Origin of the sequence: Enterococcus sp. C65 (assembly GCF_040887165.1) — a bacterium.
Taxonomy (GTDB): domain Bacteria; phylum Bacillota; class Bacilli; order Lactobacillales; family Enterococcaceae; genus Enterococcus_B; species Enterococcus_B hirae.
The window spans coordinates 100,813-119,672 of sequence record NZ_JBFOFG010000007.1 but is presented as its reverse complement, the minus strand read 5'-3'; the positions used below and the strand labels follow the sequence as shown (position 1 = coordinate 119,672).

Below are 18,860 nucleotides of genomic sequence, written 5' to 3'. Positions count from 1 at the left end.
ATCACTTTGTCTAACTATTCATGATGGTTGGCAATTGTAAAGAAGACAACTTGCTAAGTTGTGTAAATGTTAAAAGAAGGGGTGGATAGTGAATGACAAAGGACTATACGATTGGTTTAGATATAGGAACCAATTCTGTGGGCTGGGCGGTACTAACAGATGATTATCAATTAATGAAAAGGAAAATGAGCGTTCACGGAAATACTGAAAAAAAGAAAATCAAAAAAAATTTTTGGGGCGCACGATTATTTGATGAAGGTCAAACAGCGGAGTTTAGAAGAACTAAGCGAACGAATCGCCGAAGATTGGCTCGCAGAAAATATCGACTCAGCAAATTACAAGATCTTTTTGCTGAAGAACTCTGCAAACAAGATGACTGCTTTTTTGTACGTTTGGAAGAAAGCTTCTTAGTTCCAGAAGAAAAACAATACAAACCAGCATCGATCTTCCCCACGTTAGAGGAAGAAAAAGAATATTATCAAAAATATCCGACAATCTATCATTTGCGCCAAAAGTTAGTCGATTCAACGGAAAAAGAAGATCTCCGATTGGTTTATCTGGCATTGGCTCATCTATTGAAATATCGTGGTCATTTTTTGTTTGAAGGATACTTGGATACGGAGAATACCTCTATTGAAGAAAGTTTTCGTGTTTTTTTAGAACAGTATGGCAAACAATCAGATCAACCACTAATCGTTCACCAACCCGTTTTAACTATTTTGACAGATAAATTATCGAAGACGAAAAAAGTGGAAGAAATCCTCAAATATTATCCTACAGAAAAAATCAACAGCTTTTTTGCTCAATGTTTAAAATTGATCGTTGGGAATCAAGCGAACTTTAAACGTATATTTGATTTGGAAGCAGAAGTAAAACTCCAATTTTCAAAGGAAACCTATGAAGAAGATCTGGAGTCTTTGTTAGAAAAAATCGGTGATGAGTACCTAGATATCTTTTTGCAAGCGAAGAAAGTCCATGATGCGATCTTATTATCAGAGATTATTTCTTCAACTGTCAAACATACGCAAGCAAAACTGTCTTCAGGGATGGTCGAACGGTATGAACGGCATAAAGCTGATTTGGCAAAATTCAAACAATTCGTGAAAGAAAACGTACCGCAAAAAGCAACGGTTTTTTTCAAAGATACCACCAAAAATGGTTATGCTGGTTATATCAAAGGAAAAACAACCCAAGAAGAATTTTATAAATTCGTCAAAAAAGAGCTAAGTGGGGTAGTAGGAAGTGAACCTTTTCTAGAAAAAATCGATCAAGAAACCTTTTTATTGAAACAACGTACTTATACCAATGGGGTTATTCCTCATCAAGTACATCTAATAGAATTGAAAGCGATCATTGATCAACAAAAACAACATTATCCATTTCTAGAAGAAGCAGGACCAAAAATCATTGCCTTATTCAAATTTCGAATCCCTTATTATGTCGGTCCTTTGGCAAAAGAACAAGAGGCTAGTTCTTTTGCTTGGATCGAGCGGAAAACAACTGAAAAAATCCATCCGTGGAATTTTTCAGAAGTTGTAGATATCGAAAAATCAGCGATGCGTTTTATTCAAAGAATGACAAAGCAAGATACGTATTTACCGACAGAAAAAGTACTTCCTAAAAATAGCTTACTTTATCAAAAATATATGATTTTCAATGAACTAACCAAAGTGAGCTATAAAGATGAACGAGGTGTGAAACAGTATTTTTCCGGTGATGAGAAACAGCAGATTTTTAAACAGTTGTTTCAAAAAGAGCGAGGGAAAATCACTGTCAAAAAATTACAAAACTTTTTGTATACGCATTACCATATTGAAAATGCCCATATTTTTGGTATTGAAAAAGCATTTAATGCTTCGTATAGCACGTATCATGATTTTATGAAATTAGCAAAAACAAACCAAAAATCCATGCAAGAGTGGTTGGAACAGCCCGAAATGGAACCGATTTTTGAGGATATCGTAAAAATACTCACCATTTTTGAAGACCGGCAAATGATTAAACATCAATTAAGTAAGTATCAAGAGGTCTTCGGTGAAAAGTTGCTCAAAGAATTTGCAAGAAAACATTACACTGGCTGGGGAAGATTCTCAGCTAAATTGATCCATGGCATCAGAGATCGAAAAACGAATAAAACGATCCTTGATTATCTAATCAACGATGATGACGTTCCGGCTAACCGTAACCGTAATTTAATGCAGCTGATCAATGATGAGCATTTATCTTTTAAAGAAGAAATTGCAAAAGCAACGGTGTTTTCTAAACATAAATCATTAGTTGACGTCATACAAGACTTACCAGGAAGTCCGGCGATCAAAAAAGGAATTTGGCAAAGTCTTAAAATCGTGGAAGAACTGATTGCGATCATTGGATACAAACCAAAGAATATCGTGATCGAAATGGCAAGAGAAAACCAAAAAACGCATCGGACGAAACCACGTCTTAAAGCTTTAGAAAATGGGTTGAAACAGATAGGAAGCACGTTATTAAAAGAACAGCCAACAGATAACAAAGCGCTCCAAAAAGAACGGTTGTACCTGTACTATTTGCAAAATGGCAGAGATATATATACGGGAGAACCGCTAGACATCGAGAATCTTCACCAATACGAAGTGGATCATATCATACCGAGAAGCTTTATTGTGGATAATTCAATTGATAACAAGGTGTTAGTTGCTAGTAAACAAAATCAAAAGAAGCGCGACGATGTGCCGAATAAACAAATAGTCAACGAGCAACGGATCTTTTGGAATCAACTGAAAGAAGCCAAATTGATTAGTCCCAAAAAATATGCGTATTTAACCAAAATTGAACTGACACCAGAGGATAAAGCCCGTTTTATTCAGCGGCAATTAGTCGAAACGAGACAAATCACGAAACATGTTGCGAATATTTTACATCAATCTTTTCATCAGGAAGAGGAAGGAACAGATTGTGATGGGGTACAGATCATTACGCTAAAAGCAACATTGACGAGCCAATTCAGACAAACTTTTGGGCTTTATAAAGTACGTGAGATCAATCCACATCATCATGCGCATGATGCGTATTTAAATGGTTTCATTGCGAATGTTTTGTTAAAACGGTACCCTAAATTAGCACCTGAATTTGTCTATGGAAAGTATGTCAAATATAGTTTAGCAAGAGAAAATAAAGCTACCGCTAAAAAAGAATTTTATTCCAATATTTTAAAGTTTCTTGAATCAGACGAACCGTTTTGCGATGAAAATGGGGAAATTTATTGGGAAAAAAGCTATCATCTCCCACGGATCAAAAAAGTTCTTAGCTCCCATCAAGTGAATGTAGTGAAAAAAGTCGAACAACAAAAAGGCGGTTTCTATAAGGAAACGGTCAATTCAAAAGAAAAACCTGATAAACTGATCGAACGGAAAAATAATTGGGATGTGACGAAGTACGGTGGTTTTGGAAGTCCAGTCATTGCCTATGCCATTGCGTTTGTTTATGCCAAAGGGAAGACACAAAAGAAAACCAGGGCAATTGAAGGAATTACCATCATGGAACAAGCGGCTTTTGAAAAAGATCCGACTACATTTTTAAAAGACAAAGGCTTTCCTCAGGTGACAGAGTTTATCAAATTGCCAAAATATACCTTGTTTGAGTTTGATAATGGGCGCAGAAGATTCCTGGCAAGTCACAAGGAGTCGCAAAAAGGGAATCCTTTCATCTTATCGGACCAATTAGTAACCTTGTTATACCATGCGCAACATTATGACAAAATCACCTATCAAGAAAGTTTTGACTACGTCAATACTCATCTTTCTGATTTCTCAGCCATCTTAACCGAAGTTCTCGCTTTTGCAGAAAAGTATACACTTGCGGATAAAAATATAGAGCGAATTCAAGAACTCTATGAAGAAAACAAATATGGAGAGATTTCGATGATCGCACAATCCTTTTTGCAGTTGTTACAGTTCAATGCGATAGGTGCTCCAGCAGACTTTAAATTTTTCGGAGTAACGATCCCTCGAAAACGTTATACCAGCTTAACGGAGATTTGGGATGCTACGATCATTTACCAGTCGGTCACTGGTTTATACGAAACGAGGATAAGGATGGGTGACTTATGGGCTGGCGAACAGTAGTAATCAATACCCATTCTAAACTGACTTATGCAAATAATCATCTGGTGTTTAAAAATGCGCAACAAACGGAAAAAATCCATTTGTCTGAGATCGATATCCTTATTTTAGAAACAACCGATATCACGATCACGACAATGTTGTTGAAGCGTTTAACAGATGAAAAAATCTTAGTGATATTTTGCGATGACAAGCGATTGCCGTCATCGCAATTATTCTCCTATTATGGGCGACATGATAGTAGTTTGCAGTTATCTAAACAAATTCAGTGGGAATCGGACTTGAAGGGCGTAGTTTGGACAACGATCATTGCCCAAAAGATCCATAACCAATGTCGTTTTTTACAAGAAAATGATTTTGTTGAAAAGGCATCTGCGCTTTCCAAGTTATCAGAAGAATTGGAAACATTTGATCCGACAAATCGTGAGGGACATGCGGCAAGAATCTACTTTCAAACGTTGTTTGGTAATCAATTCACGCGGGAGGAGTCGAATGAAATCAATGCGGGGTTAGATTATGGTTATACGCTGCTAATGAGTTTGTTTGCAAGAGAAATCGTTAAAAATGGTTGTATGACACAATTCGGTTTAAAACATGCGAACCAATTTAATGATTTTAATCTAGCAAGTGACTTGATGGAACCATTTCGTCCGCTAGTTGATCAAATTGTTTATACATATCGTGATCAACCTTTCCCAATTATCAAAAGAAGGCTGTTTGATTTGGTTTCACAAAAGTATTTATATGGGAAAAAAGAAATGTTCTTAACGAATATCGTGACGGATTACACCAATAAAACGATTAAAACATTGAATAATGAAGGGAAAGGAGTTCCTTATTTCGGAATATGAGTTATCGTTACATGAGAATGTTATTAATGTTTGATCTGCCGACAGAGACGAGCGATGATCGAAAAGTTTATCGAAGGTTCAGAAAGTTTTTACTGAGTGAAGGCTTTATCATGCATCAATTTTCAGTATATAGTAAGTTGTTGTTGAACGGTACTGCTAATCAAGCGATGCTCGGTCGATTAAAAGCCCATCATCCTAAAAAGGGCTTAGTTACCTTACTAACGGTCACTGAAAAACAATTTTCACGAATGGTTTATTTGTGTGGGGAAAAAGACCTGAGTCCAGCTAATTCAGACGAACGAGTCATTTTTTTAGGAGAGGATGTGGAGGATGAACCTTAACTTTTCTTTATTAGAACAACCGATAAGCTTTGAAAAAACGCTGATTTTTGTAATTGAAGATGTGGAAGTTTTTTCAAAAGTCGTTCATGGAGTTTACCAGTATGGTGAAAATAGCATGTTAAAGTTTTTCAATGATAAATTACAGCTACTCAAACCATCAGAATTGATGGTTGTGACGGATATCTTAAGTTTTGATAGCCAAGCTCCGACTACATTGAAGCTGATCTATGCTGACTTAGAGCAACAATTAAATGAAAACATCGAACTAAAATCAAGGATTGATCAATTAACCACCAAGGTTCAGGAATGGATTAGTGAGGAACTCTTAGAACATGAATTAGATTTAGTCTGTAAAGAAATGAGTATGGTTGAGCTATTCAAAGCATTAAAAATAAGAATTACGACGCAACCAGAATCAATTTTTCAAAAAATAATGGAGATTTTACAGATTTATAAGTATCTAGTGAAAAAGAAATACTTGGTTTTTATTAATGTTGGAGCGTACTTAACAATCACAGAAATGGCTGAACTACAGGAATATATTTCTTTGTGTCATATGCCTGTCCTTTTTATCGAACCACGAAAAATAAAAGGATTGAAGCAAACTGTTTTAGATCAAGACTATTTTTTGTGTGAAGAAATGTGGTAAAATAAGAACAATCAAAATAACAAAAAAACAGCATGAATGAAGCATTCAAGACGAAAGTTTTGCTATGGACGAGTAGCGCGATTACGAGATCTTGTGAGAAAAAATTTTTCTGCGAGGTTTTAGAGCTATGTTGTTTTGAATGCTTCCAAAACTCCGCTTGGATTTATCTTGAAATGCGGCATTGTTTTAGAGCTATGTTGTTTTGAATGCTTCCAAAACTACACACTCCTTATACAACCTTATTTATAAGTTTTAGAGCTATGTTGTTTTGAATGCTTCCAAAACATTGCACCAGAAGACATATTGAACAAGCGGGTTTTAGAGCTATGTTGTTTTGAATGCTTCCAAAACAGGAATACTTTGATATAAAGCTAGCAAATAGTTTTAGAGCTATGTTGTTTTGAATGTTTCCAAAATGTAGAAGCGTTGTGCTTTACTCGATCGCTGTTTTAGTTTTGTGTTATTTTGAGTGCTGACCTCATCAACTATGATAAGAGGTAGCTTTAGAGTTATGTTGTTTTGAATGAATGAAGATGTCTACTTTATCATGAAAAGTAGGCTCTTTTTTTACTTATATATAGGAAAGTGTCTTCAGTTGTTGAATCTGCTAAGTTTTGATCATTGAAAGGGGGAATCGTGCCTTTTAAAAATGAATGGGTATGTTTACGGAACAGGACACAATTGTTCAGTCTTATCAACATTGAAACGAATTCATTATCTCAAAGAAAAGATGAGTTGCTAATTTCGTGCTTTTTCTCTATCATCAAACAGTAGGCATTTGTTCGTGAACTAAAATGAATGTGAGAGGGGACAGTGAGATGTTTGATACAAATTTGATAACTTATTTGGACTGGTTGATCGCAATTTTAAATATTGCTTCAATCATTATTTTGCTAGTAGGGATTTTTTTAGTCTTAAAAAATCTTTTTGACTGGCACCCACTGAAAAAAGACTACGAACAGCGTAATTTCCGAAATGCGGAAGTACGCAAATTATTGGCTAGTTATATTTTGCTGAGTCTAGAGGTGCTAGTGGTAGCAGATATCATTGAATCAGTTATCAAACCAACTTGGACAGATATTTTAAAATTAGCAGTGATCATCATTATTCGAACGATTATTTCCTATTTCTTGAATTTAGAAACACAAGATAAAAAGCAAGTAAAGGTAGGAACACATAATGGAAATTAATTTGATCGAGAAACTTGCCCCTTATTTGGAACAATTAGTCATCGTATTAGACGTTTTTGCTATTTTAATCATTCTCTGGGGTGCTTGGTTAGCTATCAAAGATTTTCTCTACTTTTCTTTTACGGAACGAAGAATCAAAGCAGAGCGGATTAACCAAAACAATGCAATCAAAAAAATGTTAGGTGGCTATATCTTGTTAAGTTTAGAAGTCCTGATCTCAGCTGGTATCATTGAGTCCATTATCAAACCAACCTTGGAAGATGTCTTCCAGTTAGCTGCTTTGGTTGTGATCCGAACGATCATTTCGTTCTTTTTAAATAAAGAAATCGGCTCGGATGCACGACAATAAGTTATAAGTATCACTCAATTAGTTTATTATGGTGCGCCAACTTAGAAACATTTGCAATATAGAAAAAATCTCAAAACGACTTTCCATGTTTTGAGATTTTTTGTTTTGCTTTTTAATTGCCTAACATCGGCCAGTTTATAGAACGAACGTTATTAAACAGTTGTGCTAACAACTTGGTTTCTTCACTGGAAGCTGGCTTTCAGCGAAGCATATGCCGTTTTTTTCCAGCACGGCTTATCGAACTGCTTGAACTGCCCAGACAATCGATTTTTCAATTGTGTCTACTGAAACGGGAACAATTGTCGGAAACTGTTCTGCTTCTGGTGTATATAGAGTTTTTTCACATAAAATCCGAGTGTTTTCTTGTTGTGCAGCACTTTTTATCGCTTCGTCTAAGTGCTGATAAACAACGGGATCGACTTCCATATCGAAAGTAGTGACGGACTCTAAGGCTTCTCGGTAAATCAGATATTTTACGTCTGAGTTGGTAACGATACGGACGTGGAGTTTTGTTTTATTAATGCGTAAAATGCCACTTAATTCAATAACGAAAGCGTCCAAACAATTGATTTTAAGTCGTAGTCTATAAGGTAATTGGGCTAACCATTGGTTGAATAAAGGCTGTATTTCGGCTAATAAGGATTGCTGTTCTGGGGACAAAAGATAAAATTTTTCAGGTACAAAGAGTTGATAATTATCCCATGCGGTGCGCATCAAACGAATTAAAGCGCGTTCGAATGCTCGGTTACCGATGAATTTTCGATTGAAATAGCTTTCAAACTGGGTAATCAGTTGCTTGATTGATTGGCTATCTTCAATGAAAACTTGATGGAGGTGACAGAAGTCTTCTTCGATTGCTTGGTAAGAATTGAAGCCATAATCACTGAGATTAAATAAGATCAAAGCAAAGTATACTTCATTTTCTTGATAATAATGTTTTAGTTTAGTTGTATGCCATGCATCCATCACATATTGATAAATGGGGCGTTTTTGAAGTTCGGCTATAAAATCTTGTTCAATCGATAAGGGATGCTTTTTTTGAGACAAATAGCTGATCAACAATCCAATACGTAAGATCTCACGATTGTCTTTATCGTAGATACGCCTACTATTAAAGGTTACCGATTCGATAAATTCATCTATTGCCAGGAAGTAGTCTGCTGGAAGTGTTGGGATCTTCAAGGTGCCCGTTCGATAAGTCACATTCAATAATAATAAACGACGTTCGATCTCCCTAAATCGTGGAGAGTGGTGTTGGATTTGAATGTCACAATCTTCAAAATAAGCAAGTACTTGTTTTTTTAATGAATACGCTTTGCTAACAGAAATATACTCGATTTCAGTCAGTTGGAGATAATCAGGTTCATTTTCAAGATATAACTGACAAGTTTTAAGAAATAAAGAAGGGCGTGCTAATTTTTGTATCAGGCGAAAACGAGGGATCGTAGGATCAAAATACAAGGAACAAGTATCTTTTTCTCGTTGGCTATAGATGATCTCATCCTTGAGTTCAGTTCGAATCGCTTTGATGTCATTGAGTAACGTTGTTTTGCAGACTTGTAATAAATGGGATAGTTCGTCTAAATCGATTTCTTTTTTGTGATAGAATTGACCGCAAAGAAATAACTGGCGTAAAATATTTTTTTCCAAATAGTCTTCAAACATTAAAACTCCTCCGCTTTGTAGATGGTTGAACAATGTACCATTCATTATGCCATGATTTAAAGTTTAAAACACCTTTATTTTTTTTCATATGAATGAAAAAGCTTGTGTTGACAAGCTTTTTTGTTATAAAACGATGTTTTATAAAAATATAAAGAGAAAAGATTCTTGTGAAAAAAATACAATAAAAGTAAAAAATGGATGAGTAAACGGATAAATAAAATAATTATTTTTTTAATATACGTATTTATTTTTAAACACACTTAAGAAACGACAGTTTTTTATCTCACGTTTTTATAAAATATTCGTTATTATGAGTAGAAAATTCTGAAAAATCAGACTTTCTTTATTTTTTTCTAAAAAAAGGGGTTATTTTACAATGTTATAAAAAAAATTATCTCATTTTTTGTTCTATAGTCAGTAGTGTGATACAGATGGATGGTTTCATCTGCAGTTACAAAATCGTTGGCCAACGAGAACAATATGGAGGTAATAGACATGAAAGATATGGATATCAAAGCCGTCTTTATTGGCGACAAATCAGAAAATGGCGCATTTTACAAAATGCAATTGAACAAGATGGTCGATGAACATTTAGGCTGGAGAGAGAATTATCTTCCTGGTGACGTTGCAGCCATTAGTGAAGCCGACAAACAAGCACCTCGATATATCGCCACTCGTGAGCATATGGTGGAAGTCTTGGATGAAGTCAGTCAACGGATGCGTGCAGGATCAATCCCTTGGCATTCTGCTGGGCGTTATTGGGGGCAAATGAACGCTGAGACATTGATGCCTGCCTTGCTTGCTTATAACTTTGCTATGCTTTGGAATCCGAATAATGTGGCATTGGAATCTTCTATGGCAACTTCACAAATGGAGGCAGAAGTAGGGCAAGATTTTGCTGATTTATTCAATATGACCGGTGGCTGGGGCCATATTACAGCAGATGGCTCGATCGCAAACCTTGAAGGTCTTTGGTATGCACGTTGTATCAAATCTATTCCCCTTGCAGTGAAGGAAGTTTATCCTGAAAAAGTCAAAGATAAAACAGATTGGGAACTATTGAATCTTTCTGTCGAAGAAATCTTAGAAATGGTTGGAACCTTCAGTGATGAAGAATTAGATGCTGTCAAAGCAGCTTCATCTCGTAGTGGGAAACACCTCCAAGAACTTGGTAAATGGTTAGTGCCACAAACGAAGCATTATTCATGGATGAAAGCTTTAGACATTTGCGGGATTGGGTTAGATCAAATGATCGCTATCCCAGTTCAAGAAGATTATCGTATGGATGTTGCTATTTTAGAAAAAACGATCCGTGAATTAGCCGCACAAAAGATTCCAGTCCTAGGTGTGGTAGCGGTCGTTGGGACTACGGAAGAAGGCCAAGTGGATAGTGTAGATAAAATCGTCGAATTGCGAGAAAAATTATACAAAGAAGGAATTTATTTCTATCTTCACGTTGACGCAGCTTATGGCGGATATGCACGTGCATTGTTCTTAAATGAAGCAGGCGAGTTTGTACCTTATGAATCTCTGCCAGACTTTTTTGAAGAACATCATGTATTTAATTATGATGTTTCCATTGATCAAAGTGTTTACGATGGGTTCAAAGCAATCTCTGAGGCAGATTCGGTCACGATCGATCCGCATAAAATGGGCTATGTTCCTTATGCTGCTGGAGGTATCGTAATCAAACACAAAGAAATGCGTAACATTATTTCCTATTTTGCTCCTTATGTTTTTGAAAAATCAGTAAAAGCACCGGACATGTTAGGCGCCTATATTTTAGAAGGATCAAAAGCCGGGGCAACGGCTGCTGCTGTTTGGACTGCTCATCGTGTATTGCCATTGAACATTACTGGTTATGGTCAATTGATTGGTGCCTCGATTGAAGCAGCTCAACGTTTCCGAGCATTTTTAGAACAATTGAGCTTTACCATCAAAGGGAAAACGATTGAAGTTTATCCTTTGAATCATCCAGATTTTAATATGGTCAATTGGGTATTTAAAGTCAAAGGATGCACGGATTTAAAAACGATCAATGAATTGAATGAAAAAATGTTCAATCGTTCTTCTTATATGGAAGGGGATGTTTATAGTGAACATTTCATTACTTCACATACGACCTTTATGAAAGAAGAATATGGAGATTCCCCACTTCCTTTCATTGAACGGATAGGTCTTTCGAAAGAAGAATGGCAAAAAGAACAAAAAGTGACATTGCTAAGAGCGGCAATTATGACACCATATCTTAATGATGACAAGATTTTCGAGTTCTATACGCAAGGCATTACCAAAGCCATGGAAAAGACACTCAATGAAATCATATAACAATAAAAATTAACCGATAAACTGTCTAGTGAAGAACGGTGTTACAGGAAGCTATGATCAAAGAAGATAGATGATGTACGTTGAATTGTTGTATTCAGAGTAGAAAGAGTGGATGTTCAAACGCTTTTCCGATTCAAGATATCAAGATTATGTCAAACTCAGATAGTTGAAGACTAGTGAGTAATCGGATAAACGCAAGCAGTTCTTTTTCAAAATGAAATACTGCCATTAATTTTTTTCGTTCCTAGCTTTTCCCCCCTGTAACGTTCAAATTAGATAGTTTATTCTGTGTTGATGGAAAGAAGGAAAATAACAATGACAGATTCGAAAACTTCACAAATCACTACACTGACATTCATCGGTATGACTTGTGCCTTAGTTGCTAGTGTTCGGAACATTCCTGATGTTGCAGCCACGGGTTGGACGATGCTTTTCTATATGCTTGTAGCGGTATTATTTTATGCTTTTCCTATTTCGTTGATCTCAGGTGAATTTGCTGGGATGTTTCCCCAAAAAGGTGGACCAGAACTCTGGGTCTCAAATTCTTTAGGACGAAAATGGGGCTTTGTTGTCTCATGGCTTTTATGGGTCCAAATGTTTCCAGGGATGGTGATGGTCGCTTCAGCGCTAGCACCTTTATTGGGTAATATGATTGATAACGTTCCTTTAGGGTTGAACAGTAAATTTACTTTGATCGTTATTCTAGTCGTGTATTGGATCATTACATTATTAAATTTGAAATTTGATATGGCTAAAATTGGTGGGAAGATCGGTGTTTGGTTAGGTCTATATATTCCATTAGCAATTATGCTTCTTTTAGGTATTTTTTCATGGATCAAAGTCGGTATCCAACCACATGCAACATTAGGTCATTTTTCTTGGGCTAAATTGATCCCTGATGCCGAAACAGCGAAATCATTCGTTTACTTTGCACCAATCATGTTTATCTTTACGGGGATCGAGATGTCATCTGTCTACATCACCCGTTTGAAAAATCCTGTAAAAACTTATACTAAAGGGATCTTTGCTGCATTGATTTTTCTCTTCTTTGTGAATACGTTGAATGCGTTAGTCGTAGCAAATGTGGTACCTAAAGGCCAAATGGAGTTGAATAATATTGCGCAATCCATTTCAATCTATTGTCAGATTCTAGGATTACCACATATCATCGTTAATATTTTCAGTTTATTAGTCTTTGTAGGTGTAGCTGTCCAATTATCTGCATGGGCTTCAGGACCAGCCAAAACAGTCACTGCAAGTGCGAGAAAAGGAGCATATCCACCAAAATTCAATTTTTGGAAAACGAACCAATTTGATGTGTCAAAATCAGTGATCTTAACACAATCAACGATTATTTCGATCTTTGCTTTGTTTTATTTGTTGATACCAGGTGTCAATCAGGCATTTCTGATGTTAGTGAACTCCACGACAGTGATTTATTGTATTGTATATGTCATTATGGGAATTGCTATTTTGAAATTAAGAAAAGCCAAACCTGAACTTGCCCGACCATTTAGAATCGGTAAAAAAGGTGGCAAGGGTGATTTAGGTGCATGGATCGTTGTACTTGTTCTTTTTGCAGCAATTGGCTGTTCGGTAGGCTTGACGATGCAAGCTGGAACGTTGATCAACTTTATCGCAGTAACGTTGATTAGTTTGATCTTATTTATTGCCCCATTATGTATTGATAAAATCAGAAAACCATCATGGGAACAAGAAGTCCAACAAAAATTGAATCAAGAATAAAGAAAAGGTGAGTAAGATGGAAAGAACCACAATGAAGAAAACTTTGACGAACCGGAATATCCAGATGATTGCGCTAGGAGGTGCGATCGGGACTGGACTATTCTTAGGTTCTGCCAAAGCAATCAAGTTGGCGGGACCTGCTGTCTTGCTTACTTATTTTGTTTGTGGTCTCGCTATTTATGGGTTGATGTATGCGATGGGTGAGCTCTTTTTATCCAATAATGAGTTTCAATCGATCGGCGATTTTATCCAATACTATTTAGGCGAACGATGGGCATTTTTAGTCAACTGGACGTATTGGTTATGTTGGATGGGTGCTGGATTGACCGAATTGACAGCGATTGGTTTATATATCCGCTTTTGGTTACCAGCACTCTCTCCCTTAATCAGTGGGATCTTCGCACTTATTGCCTTAGTGATCATTAACGTAGTTGCGGTTCGTTGGTTTGGTGAGTTGGAATCCTTGTTTTCAACTATCAAGATTTTTGGGATTTTATTATTTATTCTTTTAGGGATTGGCGTTTGCTTTTTGTACTTCAAGTCACCAAGAATTGGTGTTAGAGAAAATTTTGATCAGCTCCAAACCATTTTTCCATTTGGACTAACCGGCTTAGTTGCTGCTTTTCCAATGGTTTTATTTAGTTTTGCCGGAGTTGAAATGATCGGTTTAACGGTGGGCGAAACAGCAGATCCACAGAAAAACCTTAAAAAAGCGATCCAATGCTTACCCGCACGTATCCTCTTTTTCTATATTGGAACGATCGTGGCGGTTTTGTTAGTCGTTCCTTGGCAATCTTTAGATTTAAAAGAAAGTCCGTTGGTCACGATGTTACAGTTCATTCATTGTAGCAAAGGGGCAGGAGTCATCAACTTGATCATCTTGGTTGCTTCACTTTCTTCCACGAATAGTGCCATTTATAGTACGAGTCGTATCTTATATAATACGGCAAAAGAAAAAAATCTTTCAAAATGGTTTCTAACATTATCTTCTCGGGGTGTGCCCTTGCACGGTATCTTATTTACTGGAGGCATGTTTTTATTAGGTCTTTGTTTACATTTTTTTGTATCAGATAGTCGGATTTTATTTCAATTACTTGCAGGCATGACCACGATTTCGTTCTTATTTGTCTGGTCAGCTATTTTATTTGCCCATCTAAAATTAACGAAAAGTCAGTTGAAAAAATGGAAAGATCGACTCATTCTATGTTTTTTTGGTTTGGTAGGAATCAGTTTGTTTTTTGAACCAACTACTCGTGTGATTCCCGTAGTTTCCGTTGTTTGGTTTGGTGCCTTGAACTTGATCTATCAACGGATTCGTCAGACCTCTCCAAAATGATTCGATATTTTTCCCCTATTTTTTTCAGGGCCCTCTGAAATAATTGACGTTAAATCAAGTCTCTCCTACCTATAATAAAAGTATCACAACCGAAAGAGGAGGGATTGCGATGGTCTGGTATAAAGAAACAGCCCAAGAAGTGATGAAGACACTCAAAACGACTCCAGATGGGCTAAACCAAGATGAGCGTATCAGTCGTTTAAAAGAAAACGGCTATAATCATATAGAAGTAAAAAAGAAAGTTAGTCCATTACGAAAGTTTTTGAAGCATTTGACAGAATTATTGATGATTATCTTATTGGTTGCTTCTTTGTTAAAATTTTTTACAGGAGAAGTGATTGAAGGCAGTATTATTCTGGCAGTCGTTCTCGTCAATAGTTTTGTTGGTTATTGGCAAGAGCGAAAGGCTGAGGAAGCGTTAAACGGCTTAGAAAAACTTTTAGGACAGAACGCGGTGATTTTCACAGAAGGGATCAAAGAATTGGTTCCAGCTAAAGAATTAGTGCCAGGTGATTTGTTAGCGTTGAAAGCAGGCGATGTTGTACCTGCAGACGTTCGCTTGATTGAGGTCCATGACTTCATGGTAGAAGAAGCCGCATTGACGGGGGAGTCGGAAGCAGTTGAAAAGACTAGCAAACGATTGACGACAACCGTCTCAACCGGAGATCAGAAGAATCTGGCATTTTCTGGTACCTTAGTTCAAACAGGGACTGCGATTGGTGTGGTCATCGAAACGGGAGATACCACTGAAATCGGGAAAATCAATCAGGCACTACAATCAGTCCAACAACAAACTACACCACTCGTTAAAAAAATCAACCAACTAAACAAGCAGATCTTTCGTGGGATTCTTTTCCTTAGCTTGTTCTTACTCTTTTTCACGACATTTAGATATGGCTTGGAAATGAACTTCTTATTTTCAACGATTATTGCTTTGATCGTTTCGATGATCCCGGAAGGTTTACCAGCAGTACTCACGATGATCCTTTCTTTAGGTGTGAACGAAATGGCTAAAGAGCAAGCGATTATTAAAGGTTTGCCTTCTGTGGAAACTCTTGGCTCTATGACCGTGATTTGTTCGGATAAAACAGGAACCCTGACAAAAAACGAAATGAGTGTTGTCGAAACAGTGACGGATCAAGAAGAAACCATGTTGGCAATCATGAAAAACTGCCAAGAGATCCAAACCAAAGCAAATCAAAACGTGGCCGAATTAACAGGAAACCCGACCGAACTTGCTTTACTACGTTACACGGCAAAAGCATCACTACCTTTGGAGCCAGTCAAAGGAAAAATCCCATTTAGTTCAAGCTATAAATACATGGCAACAATGCATGACAAACAGGAACATGCGATTGTTTATGTCAAAGGGGCACCAGAAGTATTACTAGCAAAAGCGAACTTGACACCGAAACAAGTCGGAAAATGGCAAGAGGAAGCGATGAAACTCGCCCAAAAAGGACAACGAGTCTTAGGCTTTGCTTATAAGACACTTGCTCCTGATCAAGAATTAGGACATGATCAATTGAATGAACTGACCTTTGTAGGGATTGCAGGAATTATCGATCCACCAAAAGAGAGTGCGATCCGAGCAGTCAAAGAATGTCAAAATGCAGGGATCTCGGTGAAAATGATCACAGGAGACCATAAAGACACTGCGCAGGCAATTGCTGAACAAATCGGTCTCAAACACACAAAAAACGTGTTAGAAGGAATTGACATTGATCGTTTATCCGATGAAGAACTAGCGAAACAAGTGAAATCAGTAGATGTATTTGCCCGAACGACACCGGAACACAAGTTACGGATCGTGGATGCTCTTCAAAAAAATGAAGAAATCGTTGGGATGACGGGTGACGGTGTGAATGATGCGCCAGCTTTGAAGCGTGCTGATGTAGGAATCGCTATGGGAATCAAAGGGAGTGAAGTGAGCAAGCAGGCAGCGGACATGGTACTGGGTGATGATAATTTCCATACGATCGCTAAAGCGGTCAAAGAAGGGCGGAGGATTCTCGACAATCTTCAAAAAACAATCAATTTTTTCTTACCAACAGCTTTAGCCCAAGGACTGGTCATTATTTGGGCACTACTCGTTAACCAGCCGTTACCACTGACACCTGTCCAAATTTTATGGGTGAACATGGTTACTACGATCACGTTATCCTATGCTTTAGGATTTGAAAAAGCTGGTAAGGACACGATGAGTCGCTCACCGAGAGATCCAAAGCAAGGGATTCTCACCCGCTACAGTGTGTTTCGAATCTTTTATGTGTCATTGCTGATCATGATTCCTGCTTATTTACTAGCAATGAGCTTTGAAGGACAAGCGCTCCAACAAACCATGCTCTTACAAAATATCGTAGCTGCTCAAGCTGTGTATATGATCAATTGCCGCGAGTTACTTGATCCTTCATTGAATCGAAGTTTATTTGAAAACAAAGCGTTGTTCTTGTCACTCGGGATGTTGGTCCTCTTGCAAGCAGGAGTGATTTACTTACCGATCGCACAACAGCTAATTGGGACAACAAGTCTTTCCCTGACAGAGCAACTACCGATCTTACTAAATATTCTATTACTTTTTGTAATCGTTGAGATCGAAAAGCGGATCAGTAAGATGATCGCCAAAAAACGAAATGCTGAGTTACCCACGTAAAAAGTACCACCACAAACAGGAAATAAAAGCTTATAAACGTACTCTTTGGCCATTACCAAATAGACATTTATAAGCTTTTGTTAGTTACTTGATCATTGATCGATGTTAAAACAGAGCATAAAAAAACTAAGTGTGAGTTACAAATACGATCGCAACGATAAGTCACTTAAACGATCCAATTCATTTTTTGTCGGGATCGTTGAAAGATAAATGACAGGCATTGGCGGCGTATCGATCGGAATATTTGAAACTAATAAATCATTTTTCTTGATAGTGATATCTGACAATTGACTCAATTCAATTGGCTCCAAGATCACTCGTTTTCCTAAATAAGCATTTAATTCTTGTTGCAAAAAAGCTTTCCATGAAGGTTCCCCTTGAAAAATAAAATAAATCGTTGCTTGATACGGCTGCACGGCTAAAAGTGTCTGTTGGATCAATAAAGAAAGTAAATAAAAGAAATAAGTCTCATTGGTGACCTTTTTGACCATGCTCGTTGATTCTTTGACTTGTTGCAACAAAGCGAATTTATAAGGATATAACTCTGGGTATTCTTGTTCATATTCTTTTAAATAATAGTGATATTGCTTGGTTGTTTGTTCGATCAATAACGGTGATTCATAGTATTTCAGGAGTAGTAAAATCAAATTTTCTGGTAAGTTTGTTTGTTCTAACTCTTTGATAGCTAAGCTTTCTGATAGACGATTTACAAATTCACGAATGTTTGTTTCTGCAGGGTGACGGTGTAAAATATCCAAGATCATAGGCGGGTAAGAGTTGTTATAGTTCCAGCTGTCAAGAAAACAGGAAAAAGCAAACGCTGCTTCTTTATCTTTAAGATAGACCCCTTCAGTTCGGTACAGTTTTTCTAATTCAGGAGCATAGAGTAAAAATAATTGATCCTGGGTAGAAAACAATGAAGTCGGGATTCGACAACCAGCTTTGATCCGAATCGTGTTGATAAAAAACCAACAAATCCCGAATACCTCTTCGGTGTCAACAGCTAACTCAGCTTGTCGTAAACGTTTGAGAAATCGGAAGTAGTGAGATTCATGGATCGAGTAATCCTCGAAGAAATAGTTGTTATGGGTAAACGGCATAAGTAACCGATGGTAAAATAGCCGAATGGTTTCTTCTTCACCTGAAAACGACAAACGGTGGCGGTTTTGTTCAATCTGTAATTCGTAGACGACTAATTGTTGATTCAATTTTTTGACATGACGATTCAATGTTTCATAAGACAAGCCGTTACGTGCTAAAAAGGTGGGGGTAGCGACTTCTTTAATCGTTAATAATTCTTTCAATAATTGGACACTGATTGACTGTGTCAGAAAAATTTCCCACAGTTCATTTGTCAGGAGATTCTGTTCGTTTTTTAGTTGAATCCCTGATTGGTCACTATTGATTAGCCAGCCTTTAGGTAATTGGGTTTTGATTGTTTGAAGATCAGAAAAAATCGTACGCTCTGTGGTATTAACAGCTTCGGCTAACTCGTTCACAGTTATTTGCGAGTGATTCAGTAATAGTTCCACTAAAGAGACTTGGCGTTTGATATCTTTTTCAGTAATGATTTTTTTCATTAAAGAATACATCGGATCAACCTTTCTTTGTTAAGTATGACAAGTGAGGAAGACACTCGTTTCGCCGTATCT

The 18,860-nt window shown here is 37.0% G+C and carries 12 protein-coding genes and 1 CRISPR repeat array; of the genes, 10 read left to right on the top strand and 2 right to left on the bottom strand.

Annotated elements, in window-relative coordinates:
* Nucleotides 1-92: 92 nt before the first annotated feature.
* From cas9 to AB3I12_RS09525, 6 genes are all read left to right on the top strand, one after another.
* Nucleotides 93-4,103, top strand: a complete 4,011-nt coding sequence (gene cas9, locus AB3I12_RS09550; protein WP_368015653.1) for a type II CRISPR RNA-guided endonuclease Cas9 — start codon at nucleotides 93-95, stop codon at nucleotides 4,101-4,103.
* Complete coding sequence (cas1, locus tag AB3I12_RS09545) at nucleotides 4,085-4,951, top strand: type II CRISPR-associated endonuclease Cas1 (RefSeq protein WP_053766204.1); 867 nt, start codon at nucleotides 4,085-4,087, stop codon at nucleotides 4,949-4,951. The genes cas9 and cas1 overlap by 19 nt, the downstream gene beginning before the upstream one ends.
* Nucleotides 4,948-5,292: a CRISPR-associated endonuclease Cas2 gene (gene cas2, locus AB3I12_RS09540; RefSeq protein ID WP_010720992.1), complete on the top strand. Its 345-nt coding sequence runs from the start codon at nucleotides 4,948-4,950 to the stop codon at nucleotides 5,290-5,292. Before cas1 ends, cas2 begins: the two co-directional genes overlap by 4 nt.
* Nucleotides 5,282-5,941, top strand: a complete 660-nt coding sequence (gene csn2, locus AB3I12_RS09535; RefSeq protein WP_053766205.1) for a type II-A CRISPR-associated protein Csn2 — start codon at nucleotides 5,282-5,284, stop codon at nucleotides 5,939-5,941. The genes cas2 and csn2 overlap by 11 nt, the downstream gene beginning before the upstream one ends.
* Before the next feature lie 116 nt (nucleotides 5,942-6,057).
* A CRISPR array of direct repeats spans nucleotides 6,058-6,358; the repeat unit is 36 nt; unit sequence GTTTTAGAGCTATGTTGTTTTGAATGCTTCCAAAAC.
* 401 nt (nucleotides 6,359-6,759) lie between these two features.
* Nucleotides 6,760-7,131: a DUF1622 domain-containing protein gene (locus AB3I12_RS09530; RefSeq protein ID WP_010720990.1), complete on the top strand. Its 372-nt coding sequence runs from the start codon at nucleotides 6,760-6,762 to the stop codon at nucleotides 7,129-7,131.
* A complete protein-coding gene (locus AB3I12_RS09525) occupies nucleotides 7,121-7,480 on the top strand; it encodes a DUF1622 domain-containing protein (RefSeq protein WP_063627609.1) in 360 nt (119 codons plus the stop codon). Before AB3I12_RS09530 ends, AB3I12_RS09525 begins: the two co-directional genes overlap by 11 nt.
* A 234-nt stretch (nucleotides 7,481-7,714) precedes the next feature.
* On the opposite strand, the gene AB3I12_RS09520 is transcribed toward AB3I12_RS09525, so the two are convergent.
* Nucleotides 7,715-9,145, bottom strand: a complete 1,431-nt coding sequence (locus tag AB3I12_RS09520) for a helix-turn-helix domain-containing protein (protein ID WP_063627608.1) — start codon at nucleotides 9,143-9,145, stop codon at nucleotides 7,715-7,717.
* 495 nt (nucleotides 9,146-9,640) lie between these two features.
* Between AB3I12_RS09520 and tdc the strand changes: the two genes are divergently transcribed.
* From tdc to AB3I12_RS09500, 4 genes are all read left to right on the top strand, one after another.
* Entirely contained in the window at nucleotides 9,641-11,473 is a 1,833-nt protein-coding gene (gene tdc, locus AB3I12_RS09515; protein ID WP_063627607.1) for a tyrosine decarboxylase, read from the top strand.
* Between the two features lie 315 nt (nucleotides 11,474-11,788).
* Nucleotides 11,789-13,219: an amino acid permease gene (locus tag AB3I12_RS09510; RefSeq protein ID WP_063627606.1), complete on the top strand. Its 1,431-nt coding sequence runs from the start codon at nucleotides 11,789-11,791 to the stop codon at nucleotides 13,217-13,219.
* Nucleotides 13,220-13,235: 16 nt separating this feature from the next.
* A complete protein-coding gene (locus AB3I12_RS09505; protein WP_063627605.1) occupies nucleotides 13,236-14,555 on the top strand; it encodes an amino acid permease in 1,320 nt (439 codons plus the stop codon).
* A gap of 109 nt (nucleotides 14,556-14,664) precedes the next feature.
* Nucleotides 14,665-17,208: an HAD-IC family P-type ATPase gene (locus AB3I12_RS09500; RefSeq protein WP_063627604.1), complete on the top strand. Its 2,544-nt coding sequence runs from the start codon at nucleotides 14,665-14,667 to the stop codon at nucleotides 17,206-17,208.
* Between the two features lie 137 nt (nucleotides 17,209-17,345).
* On the opposite strand, the gene AB3I12_RS09495 is transcribed toward AB3I12_RS09500, so the two are convergent.
* Entirely contained in the window at nucleotides 17,346-18,800 is a 1,455-nt protein-coding gene (locus tag AB3I12_RS09495) for a helix-turn-helix domain-containing protein (RefSeq protein ID WP_063627603.1), read from the bottom strand.
* Between the last annotated feature and the right edge of the window lie 60 nt (nucleotides 18,801-18,860).